A 13734-nucleotide genomic window follows, 5' to 3' on the forward strand; every position below is an offset into this window, starting at 1 on the left:
TGTAAATTAAAGCTTAAAAGCTTTTATGTGATAAAGCATTCTTTATACGAAAAACCTATCATCCATAGATGAAGAAGGTATAAAGAGGAAGGGTAAATAGAGTATTAAACGAGGACGTTTACTGATACAATTAATGAAAACGATTTCCTATAATGATATATAGGATCATATATGATAAAGGATCAGTAATAGGGAAGGGGACGTAAATGATGAAAGTTCTTGTTCCGGTATTGTGTGTGTTGGTGTTGTTAGGTGCTTGTGATAGTGGGGAAAAGGCCTCCGGCACGACGACTGAAGGAGAGCATACCGAGCTTATTTTTTCTCATTTTTTCCCCGCGAATCATATACAGGAAACGGAACTTGTCCAGGGCTTTATTGATGAGATAGAGGAAGCCACAGAGGGGAGGGTGACGTTTACATCTTATCCAGGTGGCCAGCTTGCAGATCCGGATGGGCATTATGAAGCAGCTGCCACGGGTGTTGCCGACGCTGGATTTAGTGTTCATAGTTATACCCCGGGTCAATTCCCGCTATCATCTGTGATGGAATTACCCTTTATGAGTGGGTCGGGGACAGAAGGATCGGAAACGTTATGGGCGTTATATGAAGAGTTTCCAGAAGTACAGGATGAATACTCGGATACTGTTCCCTTATGGTTATCCACTTCAGAGCCGGGATATATTTTTACAGTTGATGAACCTGTTGAGAGTCCCGAAGATCTTCAGGGAATGATTATTCGTTCTCCTTCGCCAGAGGTCAACCAATGGCTGGAAATGATGGGAGCGACCCCGGTATCAATGCCGATGGGTGATACTTATCAGGCCTTGGAGCAAGGGGTAGTAGATGGCACTGTTGGCCCGCCCCATACGCTGGTCGATTATGGTTTGCAGGAACTTGTTGATTACGTAACCGTTGGCAACTTTTATATGACTACGTTTTTTGCTGTCATGAATCAAGAGGCCTGGGACTCGATTGGTGAACAGGATCAAGAAGCCATTGAAAAAATTACTGGAGAAAATACAGCAAATGTAGCCGGTACCATTATTGATGATCGTGCTGAGGAGGCTATGATCGCTGCTGAAGAAGCTGGAGCGGAAATGATTGAACTGGATGATGAACAACTCGATGAGTGGGAAGAGGAAGTGCAGCCGGTCATTGATAATTGGATTGAGCGTATGGAAGAAGAAGGATTGCCTGGCGAAGAGGTTTACGATAGAGCTTTGGAATTAGGAGCTGAATAGGGGTAGATAGCTGATGTGGAGATATATCACGAAAGCTGAAATAATTATAACAAAAATTAGTAAATTCGCCCAAATAGGTGCGAGTGCTGCTTTGCTCTTTATCATGTTTCTGATTCCGCTCGATATCCTGTTGCGGCGTTTCTTCAATCAATCGATCACAGGGGCGTATGAATTGGTTGAAATCGGCACAGCGTTCACCATTTTTTTCGCGTTAGCGATGACGAGCCATTATAAAGAGCATATTGCCATCGGTTTTTTGGTTGATAAGTTATCTCATCGAACAAGGAATGCTGTCGAGGGGGTTGTCGATGTCGTTGTCTTCATTGTGGTGACCTTTGTAGGGATTCAACTATTTGAGCACGCGATGAGGATCATGGATCGGTCAACAACTACGAATGATCTAGGTCTCCCCCTTTACCCTTTTATCATCATTGTTTCAATTTCTACATTTATATTTGCGGCAAAAGTTCTTTGTAATGGGCTGAATCATTTTAGAGAGGTGGTGCAGAAATCATGAGTCCAGAGTTTATCGGCCTATTGGGCATCGCTGTACTCCTCCTTCTTTTTTTATTGAAAGTCCCTGTGAGTATTGCCTTAATTATAGTAGGGGCGACAGGGTTTGGGTTTATTAGAGGGTTTGATGCTGCATTTGTGCAAATGGGAAGCACTCCATTTAATACAGCAAGTGATTATTCATTAAGTGTCATCCCTCTTTTTATTTTGATGGGAATGTTTTTGTCTTACAGCGGGTTTGGGCAAGATTTGTATCAATCCGTCGACAAGTGGATTGGTCATCTCAAAGGTGGGATGGCAGTCACTACGGTGGGAACAAGTTCGATTTTTGCAGCGATTTCCGGTTCAGTTAATGCTACGACTGCAACGATCGCCAAAGTATCGCTCCCCGAGATGAAACGCTATAACTATAGCCCATCACTTTCAACAGCCTGTGTAGCAGCGGGAGGGACGTTAGGGCCGCTTATTCCTCCGAGTGTGATCTTGATTTTGTATGGAATTCTTACGATGGAGTCGATTGGTTCGCTCCTTATTGCCGGCATCATTCCGGGAATTGTGTTAATACTTGTTTTTTTGCTCACCATCTATATATGGATTGCAAAATATCCTGATGCAGCTCCTCCCACTGTTAAGTCGTCCTGGAGTGATCGTTTTCAATCGTTGAAAAGTGTATGGCCATTTGTACTGTTATTTATCGTCAGCATTGGCGGTATTTATTTCGGGATATTTACACCTACTGAAGCCGGTGCGGTCGGTGCATTTGGTTCTTTTCTATTAGCTGTATTATCCGGGCGATTAAACGTGTCAACATTAGTAGGGGCCTTAAGTGACACTACACGTTTATCCGCAATGATATTTTTAATTTTAATTGGTGCAGAGCTTTTTAGTCAGTTTTTATCGATTAGCCGTATTCCCACAGAGATTACGATGTTTGTTAATCAGCTTGATTGGTCACCGATGATGATTCTGATTGCTATCTTGCTCATCTATTTTCTGCTAGGTCTATTTTTAGAGGGGATCGCGATTCTTGTATTAACGCTGCCTGTTGTGTATCCATTAATCACAGAGCTTGGATTTGATGGTATCTGGTTCGGTGTGATCATGGTGATGGTGATTAATATTGGTCTAATTACACCGCCGCTTGGCATTAGCGTTTATATTATTAGTGGTGTCGTTAAGGACATTTCTATTGAGAAAATATTCAAGGCAGTTTTGCCTATGGTAGGAGCGATGATCTTCTGTGTCATCTTGTTTATTCTATTTCCAGAAATCATTACGATTTTACCAAAGTTAATGATGGGGAGTGGATAGTATGAAAAAATACATGAGGGGAGTACTGCGCTGAAATGTGGAAGCTTCCTGAGTGTTTTTTTTCCTCCTTTTTGAACAGGCATTATAAAGAAAAATCCGATGCGATGAAGGAACTCATCGCATCGGATTTTTTCTGTATATCCTTTTTACAAGGTTATTCTTTCAACGTTTTCACCAATTCACGTGCTACGCTAATCGATGATTGTGGATTTTGACCGGTGACGAGTTTTCCATCAGTTTGCGTATTGTCTGTCCAATCTTCGGCTGGGACAAATGAAGCGCCGAGTTCTCTAAGTTTCGATTCGAGTAGAAAAGGGACTTCATGATCTAGCCCAACGCCTTTTTCTTCGGAATCTGTAAATGCCGTAATTGTTTTATCTTGTACAATCGGAGTCCCGTCGCTAAAGGATGCTCCAACAAAACCGGCTGGTCCGTGACAAACAGCGCCGATCGACTTGCCTTCTTCGGCGAAGTTACGTAGCAGCGAATGTAATTTCGAGTTCTCAGGGAAATCGAACATCGTTCCATGCCCGCCGGGTAAAAAGATAGCCGCAAAATCGTCTGCATTTACCGTATCGATAGACTCAGTATTTCTTAATAGGTCGGCAATTTCTTTCCAACCGGCTGGGATATTACCATCTTCTAAACTATTGTTATCGATACGAGACTCTCCACCTTTTGGACTGACAACTGTGATTTCGAAGCCATTCGCTCGCAGTTCTTCATAAGGCTCCGCGAATTCTGATAGCCATATTCCAGCAAAATGGCCGTTGCTCATCTCCTGTCCATTGGTTACAACCATTAGAATTTTATTATTTTGGGTCAACATTGATTCCCCCCATGATAATGATGATTATTCAATATAAAGAAATACCCGGAAGAGCCTAAGATTAAACATCAACGATTGTTTAGGTATATTTTACCAAATGATGACGTGAGAATCGTCAATGTAACAATCATTGGCGTGATGGGAGTTTCCGTTGGTATAACCGAAGAAGAAATTGATTTATTGCAATCTAATGATATCCAACCCCTTGTGATCTGGAATCATACAACAGATATCACGGGCGACGACCACAGTCAAAACGAAGCAAATGAAGCGAATGGCAAGGGATCAAGGTGTTCCTGAAGGGTTGCATTATTCTTCTACGTTCATCATCCTAGGGTGTGATATTGGTGATCCTAGCGACGAACGATATGGGGCTTTCGAAGCTAGCTGCTGAAGAAAATAGCGGTTTACTGGATGAGATGTATGTCTGGACCGCATATCAAATGGAGGAATCACGAGCGAACAAAATACTCCTGCTTACGAATCTAATGATCCGGGAGGATCCTTGCTTGCTGGCTGGCAATGCGGGATCGAAGCCGAAACATGTCATATTGATACGAATCTCTTTGAGGAAGATTTGCTAAACGTACTTTGGTCGTATAAAAATTCCTCGCAACCTATATAGGAACATGATAAGGGTGTACTCTTAGGAATATCTCACTCCTACAATCCCTCCCATCTTTTCAGTGATATGATAAAATGATAGAGGATGTTCAAAAAGTCCGGGAAAAATAGCGGTCGTATTTCTTCGTCGACTTGCTTCTGCGCGCTTCACGTATGAAAACCATACGCTCCGGTGCTCGCAGCTGCGTCTTCTCGAACTACTCGGCTCTTTTTGTCCTCCTTTTTGAACACGCATTGATAGAGGTTTATGGTATTTTTTAAAAAAGGAGTGACCTCATTGCCCAGTAAAGTCTATGTAACGCGTAAACTCCCCGAGGAAATTGAGACTCGTTTAGCTGAGCATTTCGAGGTGAGATCTTGGGATCATGAAGATCAGCCAGTACCGCGCGAAAAACTGCTTGAAGAAATCAAGGACGTTGATGGTATTTTTTGTATGATTACAGAAAATATTGATGCAGAGGTTCTGGATGCAGGCAAAGACTTGAAAGTTGTAGCAAACATGGCGGTGGGGCATAATAACATTGATGTTGAAGCAGCCAACTCAAGGGGTATTACGGTGACGAATACACCTGATGTATTGACAGAAACGACGGCTGACCTCACATTTGCCCTTTTAATGGCTGCCGCAAGACGTTTGGTGGAGACCTCGGATATTCTTCACAGAGGTGAATGGGGCGCTTGGTCTCCAATGCAATTTACGGGTCAAGATGTTTCACGTGCAACCATTGGCATTATCGGCCTCGGAAGAATTGGCGAGACAGTCGTGAAACGTGCCCAAGGTTTTGATATGAATGTGCTCTATTATAGCCGAACACGAAAGCGGGAGAAAGAGACGGAGCTTGGAATTACGTATAGGGATTTAGAGACCTTACTACAAGATGCTGATTTCGTAGTTTTACTCCTTCCATATCATTCCGAAAGTCATCACTTGATCGGGCAGCGAGAACTTGCTTTAATGAAGAGGAGTGCGGTCTTGATTAACTCCTCCCGAGGTGGCATTGTTGATGAAGACGCTCTTTATGAAGCACTTGTGAATGAAGAGATTTGGGCCGCCGGCCTGGATGTATTTGAACAAGAACCTGTCCCTGTGGATCACCCGTTGTTGACGTTATCCAATGTGACAACATTGCCACATATTGGAAGTGCCAGTGTGGAAACAAGGCTAGCCATGGCTCATTTAGTGACTGATAATTTAATTCATGTATTAGATGGAAAAGAAGCCTTGACCCCAGTGTATTAGGAAGTTGGCTGAAGTTGCCTCCGAATAGGAGATGAAGCAGGGGGGATCCCTGTTTGTGAATAAATTTAGATGAAAGTTTGGAGAGAAACGATGTCCTATCAATTACAAGATACATTTAAGATTTTTACATTAAGTTCAAATCCAGCATTAACGGAAGAAGTTGTACGTCATTTGGGATGTGAGCTTGGAAAGAGTTCTCTTAAACGGTTCAGTGACGGCGAAATTCAGGTGGAGATTGAAGAAAGCGTTCGCGGTTGTGAAGTTTACGTTGTACAATCAACGTCGCAGCCGGGTAATGAACATGTCATGGAATTATTGATTATGCTCGATGCGTTAAAACGTGCATCGGCGAAAAAAATCAATGTGGTGATTCCATATTATGGTTATGCACGTCAAGACCGCAAAGCCAGGTCGAGGGAACCGATTACCGCGAAGCTGCTTGCTAACTTATTGGAAACAGCCGGGGCGACACGTGTGATCACAATGGATTTGCACGCACCGCAAATCCAAGGTTTTTTTGATATCCCGGTTGACCAGCTGCTAGGGGTGCCGATTCTTTCCCAATATTTCAGGGAAAAGCAATTAGAGGATCCCGTCGTTGTGGCGCCAGACAATGGCGGAGTAGTACGGGCGCGTAAAATGGCGGGAGAGCTAAATGCCCCAATCGCCTTTATCGATAAACGGCGGCCGCGACCGAACGTATCCGAAGTCATGAATATCGTCGGTGAATTTAAAGGAAAAAATGCGATTATCATCGATGACCTCATTGATACCGCGGGGACCATTACTTCTGCAGCCAATGCCCTTATGGAAAACGGGGCAAACGCTGTTTACGCTTGTTGCACACACCCGGTGCTTTCCGGCCCTGCCATTAGTCGTATTGATGGTTCCCCCATTCAAGAACTCGTGATTACGAACACGATTGAGCTACCTGAGGAAAAGAAAGTCGATAAGGTAACGACGCTATCTGTTGCTCCGTTGGTAGCAGAAGCGATTCACCGCGTGCATAAGGAAGTATCGGTAAGCACCTTATTTGAATAATGAGTCACTGAGGCTGTCCGAAAAGGGCAGCCTCTGCATTTCGATATTTTTTCCTCTTTTTTCGGGGGGAGGAGCCACTATTTCGGCGCTACGGCTAAGGAATTCGGCGAAATATGCTTTTAGTAAATCCCTATACTGGCCAGAGCAATTGCCGGGATAATAGAGATGATCGGAATGATCACAGCTACCACGGCTATATCTGCATATGATTCTTTGTGAGACATACCGGTTACGATTAATAATGTTAAAATTGCCCCATTATGCGGCAATGCATCAAGACCACCAGATGCGATAGAGGCCGCCCGGTGAAAAGCTTCAGGGTCTGGGCCTGTGGTTTCGGCGATTTGAAGATATCGTTCTCCCAAGGCTTCTAGAGCAATCCCTAAACCTCCTGACGCGGAGCCTGTGGCTCCTGCCAATACGTTGGCGGCTATCGCCTGGGAAATGAGAGGATTACCAGGAATACTTAAAAGACCGTCAGCGAGCCGGGCAAATCCGGGGACATTTTGTACGACCGTCCCGAAACCAACAGCCGCGCTCGTGTTAATGATCGCAAGAACTGAGCCGCTTGCGCCACTGTTCATGGCACTGACGAAACCTTTAAATTTTGAAATACTTAAAATCATAATTAATACAATTCCAGATAATAAGGCTACGACAATATCCCATTGCAATACATTTAAAGTAAAGATGACAACAAGCAGCGGAAGTATGGACAATAGCACATGCGGAGGATGCCCGATGTCATCCTCTTGTTCTTTTTCAGGTTCGGTATAAGTTTCCCCGGCCATTTTCACCTTATTTTCCCGCCATTTAAGATACCAATAACCGCCAACACCCATAACAATCGCAGCGGATAAACCCATGATGGGAGCGGCAGCTGCCGTTGTATGGTAATAATCCGTTGGAATGAGGTTCTGTATTTGGGGAGTACCGGGAAGAGCAGTCATCGCGAATGTTAACGTTCCACATGCGATGGTGGCTGGCATCAGTCTTCGTGGTAAATCAGCCTCTTTAAACATACTTAGTGCTAGAGGATAGATAGCAAATACAACAACGAAAACACTTACCCCTCCATATGCAAGCGCGGCACACGATAGAATCACACCTAAAATCGCCCGCTTAGCTCCAAAAGTAGTTGGGTGATGCGAATGGCAATTGATTTTGCCATTCCGGTATACTCCATTAATTTTCCAAAAATCGCTCCCAACATAAACACAGGAAACCATGTTTTTGCAAAATTAACAAACCCCCCCATATATGTCTCTGTATATGCTTCTAAGAGGTCAAGTCCCCCAAATAAAGCGACAATTCCTGCACATATCGGTGCAATCCAGATGATGGACCAGCCTCGATAGGCCAAAATCATCAGTAATAGTAAGCCCAGAAAAATTCCAAACATGAAGCAGCCCCCTTTTCATGAATGGCTGTAGTTAAGCCATCTTGGTCGTGTATTGATAACGAAAGGCCCGATGATATAAATGAATAATCTCTTTTTCTGTAGGAACTTTTGGGTTATTTCCGGGACTTCCACTCATCAAAGCATCTTGCGCCATTTTAGGGCATGCGTGGTTAAATTCTTCTTGGTTAATCCCCCATGATTCCAAGTTACCGATATCCAGGTCTTGGCATAGCTTAAGAATATGGTTCACCAACATGTTTGCACCTTCGTGTTGGGTTGTTTCTTTCAACTCGGGGTATACATGGCACCCCAGTTCATAGAGTCGTTTTTCACAGGAGCTCTGGCTGTACTCGAGCACAACTGGCAATAGCATGGCATTTGAAATACCATGAGGAACGTGGAAAAGAGCACCGATCGGTCTGGACATACCATGGACGAGACAAAGGGATGCATTGGTGAAAGCCATTCCCGCTTGCATGGAGGCAAACATCGTGTTGGTTCTAGCATTGAGATCACTGCCATCTTCATAAGCATCTCTTAAATTCTCCATGATTAATGTAAATGCAGACAAGGCTAATTGATCTGTGAACGGATGGGCGTCTTTGGAAATGTAGGCTTCAAGAGCATGAGTTAAAGAATCGATACCGACAGCTGCGGTAATGTTTTTCGGTGTGGAAAGAGTGAGCTTCGGGTCAACAACAGCAATTTTCGGCATAAAGGCTGGTTGCTTAATCATCATTTTTATATCACTTTTTACATTCGTAATGACGGTCGCATCCGTTGCTTCGGAACCGGTTCCCCCTGTCGTTGGGATCGCTATAAGAGGCAGCGCCTCTTTTGGAGCCATAGTTTTCTTGTTCATATAATCACTAACAAAACCGCCGTTGGTCATTAAGACGGAGACGGCTTTAGCGGTATCAATACAACTGCCTCCACCAATACTTACGATTAATTCACAAGCCGACTCCTGGCAAATAAACAAAGCTTCAGCAACGTACTCGTCGGTCGGCTCCGATTCCACGCCCAAGTAGGTGATGACTTCAACCCCCGCTTCTCCTAATAAACGAGAACAGGTATCAACAACGCCGAGATGATTCATTACTGGATCACTAATAAGAAGCGCACGTTTCCCTTCCTGGCGGGCTACTTCTCCTACTTTTTTCAAACTGTTTTCACCATAAATGACGTTCCTTGGAAAATGCATGGAATACATTGATCTACCTCCGTATCATATGGATGTCTCCCCCTCATTTCTATGCAAATGATGTGCCAGAGATTGATCGGCATTTCAAAGCTGTTTGTACCAAACGCACTTGTTAAAAAGTGTATAACTCATTAGACAGTTGTACAGATGTAAATGATCACTGGAAAATATGCAAAAAACCCCTCATAATAGACAGCAGGAAGAAAAGTTAAGGGGTGATAGAGAATGAATTTTTACAAAGATGAACCGGCGTTTCGGGAATGGCTGAAACATAACATGGATCCTGAACTTTTTGAATTTGCAGACATAAAATTAAACGAATTCGGTGAGCAGTGCGGGACCGTTATTGATGAACGGGCGATCCATACTGACCGCGAAGGGCAGCCGCAGCTCATTCGTTACAATCGCTTCGGGGAAGAAGTTTCGAACGTATGGGTAAATGAAGGCTATGAAAAAACAGCCGCATACGCTTACGGTGAAGGAATGGTGAGCTATGTGCATGAACCGATGCCAGGCTTGGGGGCTTCTGGGGGTTATCTCTATTCCTTGGCTCAAGGTTACTTGCTTTCCCAAACGGAAGCGGGGTTTTACTGTCCAGTGACACTTTCGATGGCAACGGCGCACTTGCTCGTGAATTATGGCGATGAAACGCTAAAGCATCGATTTTTGCCGCATGTTTTATCAACGGGAGAGCATGAAATCTATGAAGGGGCAACGTTTCTAACGGAACGACAGGGAGGTTCAGATGTTGGTGCCAACGATACGAAAGCGGTGAAAGCAGGGGATCATTATCAGCTTTACGGGGAAAAATATTTTGCTTCTAACGCTGGGCGTTGTGGGATCGCGATGGTATTGGCGCGTATGGAAGAATCCCCCACAGGGACGAAAGGCTTGAGTTTATTCGCGGTACCGTGGAGAAATGAGGATGGCTCGGTCAACGGACTACGGATTCGTCGGCTAAAAGATAAACTAGGGGTGCGCGCGGTGCCGTCTGGGGAAGTGGAGTTCGAAGGGGCTAAAGCTTATTTAGTCGGAGATGCCGATCGTGGTTTCTCGTATATGATGGAAGCGCTTAACCTTTCACGTGTGTGTACGGCGGTCGGCGGGGTAGGAATCATGCGACGGGCATATACAGAGGCCCGTGATTACGCTCGGCAGCGGGAAGCATTTGGGAAAGAGTTAGTTCAATATCCCATGATTCAAGAAATTCTCGGTGGTATGGCTGTGAAACAGGAAATGGGAAGGAATGCCGTATTTCAACTTGCCCAGCTTTTTGAAAATACAGCGAATAAACAGCAGGACGGCGATGAAGAAGTGATGATGATGCGCCTTTTAACCGCTCTGTTGAAAAATGAGGCATCGGAGCAATCGGTGCAATTTGCCAAGACAGCGATCGAAACACTAGGTGGAAACGGGTATATTGAAGACTTCGTTACCCCGCGATTGCTTCGCGATGCTCAAGTATTGACCGTTTGGGAAGGCACGGAAAATATTTTAGCGTTGGAGCTACTCCGTTTAGTAAAAAAACATCACGTGCAAGAATTGTTATTACAGGAAGTGAAGGGAGCGCTCACTCAACTTTCGGATCATCAACGGAGCGAAATAAAACCGCTTATCGATAATGGCCTGCAATTGATGCAAAGGCTGTTAACCCGTATGAAACAACCGATGGAAGAAGGAGAAGAGACACTTGCTGTTCGAAAACTCCTTAGAGTGATGACACACCTTTATGAAAGCACCATCGCGATATCGATGCTTGAAAATGGAAACGCCCGAGACGAAGCAGTTGGAAATGCTTATCTCATTTATACGTGGAAAGGCGAAAGTGACCTCGACCGCGCCAAGGTGTTAGCAAGCTATTTCCGGGAGTATGAAAAGTGATCGTAGGGGGAAGGAAATCCGCCGACTCAAAAAGCCTGGTGGAACGTCGATAACTACGATCTTATGTTGGAGCCTATTCCAGACGCCCCTGCCGGCTTTCTTTCCTCCCCAACGTCAATGCTCCAATAATGAGCGGAATTTGCAGGGGTAATCGTAACCACAGGATCCACGGATTCGCTTGTTTTCCCGGCCGGAAAGATATTCTTTTCATAGCCATGTACACATTAGCCGGGAAAACAGCGACCATGAAAAATGCTAAGAGACTTCCAGTGATGTGTTGTCCTTTTTTTACCCAGAGCAGGATGGCGAAGATCATTTCAAAAAAGCCAGAAACAAGCACGATACCTCGTCGGAAGGGTAGTGTTTTCGGGACAATTTTACGGAAGCCCCGTTCATGGACAAAATGCAGCACACCGGCTGCAAATAAAAGGATAGAATAAAGTGTTCGAAAAAACAGTTTCATTCTGTATGCTGTGCCACCTTTTTTTATCCTTCCATTCCCCTTCTTGTTCGTATGCAAACATTTATAGATAGACGTTCCTATCTCTAAACGCTTACAATGTAGTTTAGAAAGAAGGAATTGAGTGTGTCTGATATTTATATACAACCAGGAACAAAAACTTATCATTTTGCGAGTTTGGCGCTTTTTTTCGCGGGACTTGTGACGTTTGCGACGATTTATACGACACAGCCGCTTCTGCCGGTGTTTGCGAATGAATTCAATGTTTCAGCTTCGGCCGCGAGTCTTACTGTATCCTTTACGACTGGTTTGCTCGCGATTCTATTGCTCGTTGCAGCTCCGCTGTCGGATCGTTTTGGGCGGAAACGGGTGATGGCTTTATCGATGTTTCTCACTGCAATCATCGGGATGCTGACAGCCGTGAGTCCGGATTTTACGACATTGCTTTTGTTGCGGGCATTATTGGGTGTTGTAGTTGCTGGGGTTCCAGCGATTGCGATGACTTACGTCGTCGAGGAGTTTGACCCGGCTGCTTTAGGGAAGGTAATGGGACTTTATATTGCGGGCTCAAGCCTTGGCGGCATGAGCGGCCGCTTGCTGGCGGGTCTTTTTACGGATCTTTTTGATTGGCGCATTGCTTTAGGTTCTATCGGACTTATAGCTTTGATATTAAGTATTCTATTTGTGCTATTTTTACCAAATCCCAAACATTCAGCAGGGCATAAGATGCGCCCCCGGGAGATTGTTCATAATTATACGGATCTATTTTCCGATAAAAGGTTACTGGTGCTCATTACTCTAGGTTTTCTTCTCATGGGAGGATTTATAGCCCTCTATAATTATTTTGCGTTTTTGTTGATGGAGCCTCCATATGAACAAAGTTACTCTGTGATTGGCTCGATTTATATCGTTTATTTAGCAGGAACGTTCAGCTCCATTTATATGGGAAGAAAAGCAGATACCTTTGGAAAACCGGCAGTGATCAAAATTTCAATCGGGATCATGGCATCGGGCGGATTACTCACATTAATGCCGTCGTTAACCGCGAAAATCATCGGGATTGTGATTTTCACTTTTGGTTTCTTCGGTGCCCACTCGATTGCAAGTGCTTGGGTCAGTCAGAAAGCTGAACACCACCGGGCACAAGCATCTTCTTTATATTTACTCGCTTATTATCTTGGTTCCAGTATTGCCGGAACCATAGGTGGTTTTTTCTGGACGTCCTTTCACTGGATCGGGGTCATTTCATTTGTCCTCGTGCTACTTGCTCTCGCTTATCCGGTCATATGGTTTGCTCAAAAACGATAAGCGTCTTCATCAAGGTTGGTCAGTGTCGAGATACTGCCATCTTTGACACGGACTTCATAGACTTTATGATCGTGATGAAAAGCGAAAACCCCGTTATTAAAATCTGTGTTTAAATGTTTAAAAAAGATGCCTTCGTAGTCGACGTCTTCGCTATGATTGAAACTGAGTTGATACGTACCGTCCGTTTGTTGAAGCAGGTATGCCTGTACGCCGCGTTCAAAATCCCAGTCTTCAGGTTCATCCGCCCGTGATTTCGGAATGACGTGTACATCAGCATCGGGCACATCATGAAGCAGGATGTCGATAACAGATCCTCCGATGAGGTTGGTCCAAAGACTTTCAACTCTTTGTCCGATCATGATTTGGGTAGCATAGACATCGGCAGCTGTTTTTTTAATCACCTCGGTAATATCGTGGGCATGGCTTTTTTCGATAATAAGTTTGGCGTTATAATCATCGGCAAGCTCCTGGAATATCGACATGTCTACTTCTTTGTCATTTTTGTAATCCTCTTCTGGCAAGGAATCAAAAACAAGAACGAAAAGGGGGCAACGTAACTGCTTTGCAATGCTTGCGCCCCGCTTAATTAAACGTGCACCGTGGTGTCCGTAGTTGACGCATACGAGAATTCGTTCGCTCGATTGTTCCGGGGGCATGTCGTCCATTTCCTCCTTCTGTTA

13 protein-coding genes and 1 pseudogene are annotated in these 13734 nt (G+C 44.4%); 9 read left to right on the forward strand and 5 right to left on the reverse strand.

The genetic code is table 11. From position 1 onward, the window contains the following. The first annotated feature begins 206 nt into the window (after positions 1 to 206). From HNR44_RS16230 to HNR44_RS16240, 3 genes are read left to right on the forward strand one after another with little or no spacing between them, the layout of a single operon-like run. The gene (locus HNR44_RS16230; RefSeq protein WP_184405411.1) at positions 207 to 1241 is read left to right on the forward strand and encodes a TRAP transporter substrate-binding protein; all 1035 of its coding nucleotides are present in this window, start codon (positions 207 to 209) and stop codon (positions 1239 to 1241) included. A 13-nt stretch (positions 1242 to 1254) separates the two neighbouring features. After that, on the forward strand, positions 1255 to 1758 hold the full coding sequence (locus HNR44_RS16235; RefSeq protein ID WP_184405412.1) for a TRAP transporter small permease: 504 nt from the start codon (positions 1255 to 1257) through the stop codon (positions 1756 to 1758). Then, positions 1755 to 3065, forward strand: coding sequence for a TRAP transporter large permease (locus HNR44_RS16240; protein ID WP_184405414.1), 1311 nt, complete (start codon positions 1755 to 1757; stop codon positions 3063 to 3065). The genes HNR44_RS16235 and HNR44_RS16240 overlap by 4 nt, the downstream gene beginning before the upstream one ends. A gap of 154 nt (positions 3066 to 3219) precedes the next feature. On the opposite strand, the gene HNR44_RS16245 is transcribed toward HNR44_RS16240, so the two are convergent. Beyond that, the gene (locus tag HNR44_RS16245; RefSeq protein ID WP_184405415.1) at positions 3220 to 3894 is read right to left on the reverse strand and encodes a type 1 glutamine amidotransferase domain-containing protein; all 675 of its coding nucleotides are present in this window, start codon (positions 3892 to 3894) and stop codon (positions 3220 to 3222) included. A gap of 75 nt (positions 3895 to 3969) precedes the next feature. Here HNR44_RS16245 and HNR44_RS16250 point away from each other — a divergent pair, with 75 nt between their 5' ends. From HNR44_RS16250 to HNR44_RS16265, 4 genes are all read left to right on the forward strand, one after another. Continuing rightward, entirely contained in the window at positions 3970 to 4194 is a 225-nt protein-coding gene (locus HNR44_RS16250; protein WP_184405416.1) for a hypothetical protein, read from the forward strand. Between the two features lie 47 nt (positions 4195 to 4241). Continuing rightward, complete coding sequence (locus HNR44_RS16255; protein ID WP_184405418.1) at positions 4242 to 4478, forward strand: hypothetical protein; 237 nt, start codon at positions 4242 to 4244, stop codon at positions 4476 to 4478. Positions 4479 to 4795: 317 nt separating this feature from the next. Continuing rightward, positions 4796 to 5758, forward strand: a complete 963-nt coding sequence (locus HNR44_RS16260; RefSeq protein ID WP_184405420.1) for a 2-hydroxyacid dehydrogenase — start codon at positions 4796 to 4798, stop codon at positions 5756 to 5758. A gap of 90 nt (positions 5759 to 5848) precedes the next feature. Then, entirely contained in the window at positions 5849 to 6799 is a 951-nt protein-coding gene (locus HNR44_RS16265; protein WP_184405421.1) for a ribose-phosphate diphosphokinase, read from the forward strand. Between the two features lie 119 nt (positions 6800 to 6918). On the opposite strand, the pseudogene HNR44_RS16270 reads toward HNR44_RS16265, so the two are convergent. Together HNR44_RS16270 and HNR44_RS16275 are read right to left on the reverse strand one after the other, a co-directional pair. Beyond that, a pseudogene (locus tag HNR44_RS16270) lies at positions 6919 to 8201 on the reverse strand (GntP family permease). Positions 8202 to 8232: 31 nt separating this feature from the next. Next, the gene (locus tag HNR44_RS16275) at positions 8233 to 9414 is read right to left on the reverse strand and encodes an iron-containing alcohol dehydrogenase (RefSeq protein WP_184405423.1); all 1182 of its coding nucleotides are present in this window, start codon (positions 9412 to 9414) and stop codon (positions 8233 to 8235) included. 216 nt (positions 9415 to 9630) lie between these two features. Here HNR44_RS16275 and HNR44_RS16280 point away from each other — a divergent pair, with 216 nt between their 5' ends. Further along, positions 9631 to 11286 carry an acyl-CoA dehydrogenase family protein gene (locus HNR44_RS16280; protein WP_184405425.1) on the forward strand — a complete coding sequence of 552 codons (1656 nt, stop codon included), beginning with the start codon at positions 9631 to 9633 and terminating at the stop codon, positions 11284 to 11286. Between the two features lie 73 nt (positions 11287 to 11359). Here HNR44_RS16280 and HNR44_RS16285 read toward each other — a convergent pair whose 3' ends face one another. Further along, positions 11360 to 11749: a DoxX family protein gene (locus HNR44_RS16285; protein WP_184405426.1), complete on the reverse strand. Its 390-nt coding sequence runs from the start codon at positions 11747 to 11749 to the stop codon at positions 11360 to 11362. Between the two features lie 123 nt (positions 11750 to 11872). Here HNR44_RS16285 and HNR44_RS16290 point away from each other — a divergent pair, with 123 nt between their 5' ends. Further along, on the forward strand, positions 11873 to 13054 hold the full coding sequence (locus HNR44_RS16290; protein WP_343069561.1) for an MFS transporter: 1182 nt from the start codon (positions 11873 to 11875) through the stop codon (positions 13052 to 13054). Here the strand turns inward: HNR44_RS16290 and HNR44_RS16295 are convergent. Further along, on the reverse strand, positions 13042 to 13719 hold the full coding sequence (locus tag HNR44_RS16295; RefSeq protein ID WP_246407598.1) for an adenine nucleotide alpha hydrolase family protein: 678 nt from the start codon (positions 13717 to 13719) through the stop codon (positions 13042 to 13044). The genes HNR44_RS16290 and HNR44_RS16295 overlap by 13 nt on opposite strands. Positions 13720 to 13734 lie beyond the last annotated feature (15 nt).

The organism is Geomicrobium halophilum (genome assembly GCF_014207655.1).
GTDB classification, from domain to species: Bacteria; Bacillota; Bacilli; order Bacillales; family Marinococcaceae; genus Geomicrobium; species Geomicrobium halophilum.

What these genes read in the sequence shown, in the direction of transcription:
- HNR44_RS16230 (WP_184405411.1), top strand. Translation starts at nt 207, where the DNA reads ATGATGAAAGTTCTTGTTCCGGTATTGTGTGTGTTGGTGTTGTTAGGT.
- HNR44_RS16235 (WP_184405412.1), top strand. Translation starts at nt 1,255, where the DNA reads ATGTGGAGATATATCACGAAAGCTGAAATAATTATAACAAAAATTAGT.
- HNR44_RS16240 (WP_184405414.1), top strand. Translation starts at nt 1,755, where the DNA reads ATGAGTCCAGAGTTTATCGGCCTATTGGGCATCGCTGTACTCCTCCTT.
- HNR44_RS16245 (WP_184405415.1), bottom strand. Translation starts at nt 3,894, where the DNA reads ATGTTGACCCAAAATAATAAAATTCTAATGGTTGTAACCAATGGACAG.
- HNR44_RS16265 (WP_184405421.1), top strand. Translation starts at nt 5,849, where the DNA reads ATGTCCTATCAATTACAAGATACATTTAAGATTTTTACATTAAGTTCA.
- HNR44_RS16275 (WP_184405423.1), bottom strand. Translation starts at nt 9,414, where the DNA reads ATGTATTCCATGCATTTTCCAAGGAACGTCATTTATGGTGAAAACAGT.
- HNR44_RS16280 (WP_184405425.1), top strand. Translation starts at nt 9,631, where the DNA reads ATGAATTTTTACAAAGATGAACCGGCGTTTCGGGAATGGCTGAAACAT.
- HNR44_RS16285 (WP_184405426.1), bottom strand. Translation starts at nt 11,749, where the DNA reads ATGAAACTGTTTTTTCGAACACTTTATTCTATCCTTTTATTTGCAGCC.
- HNR44_RS16295 (WP_246407598.1), bottom strand. Translation starts at nt 13,719, where the DNA reads ATGGACGACATGCCCCCGGAACAATCGAGCGAACGAATTCTCGTATGC.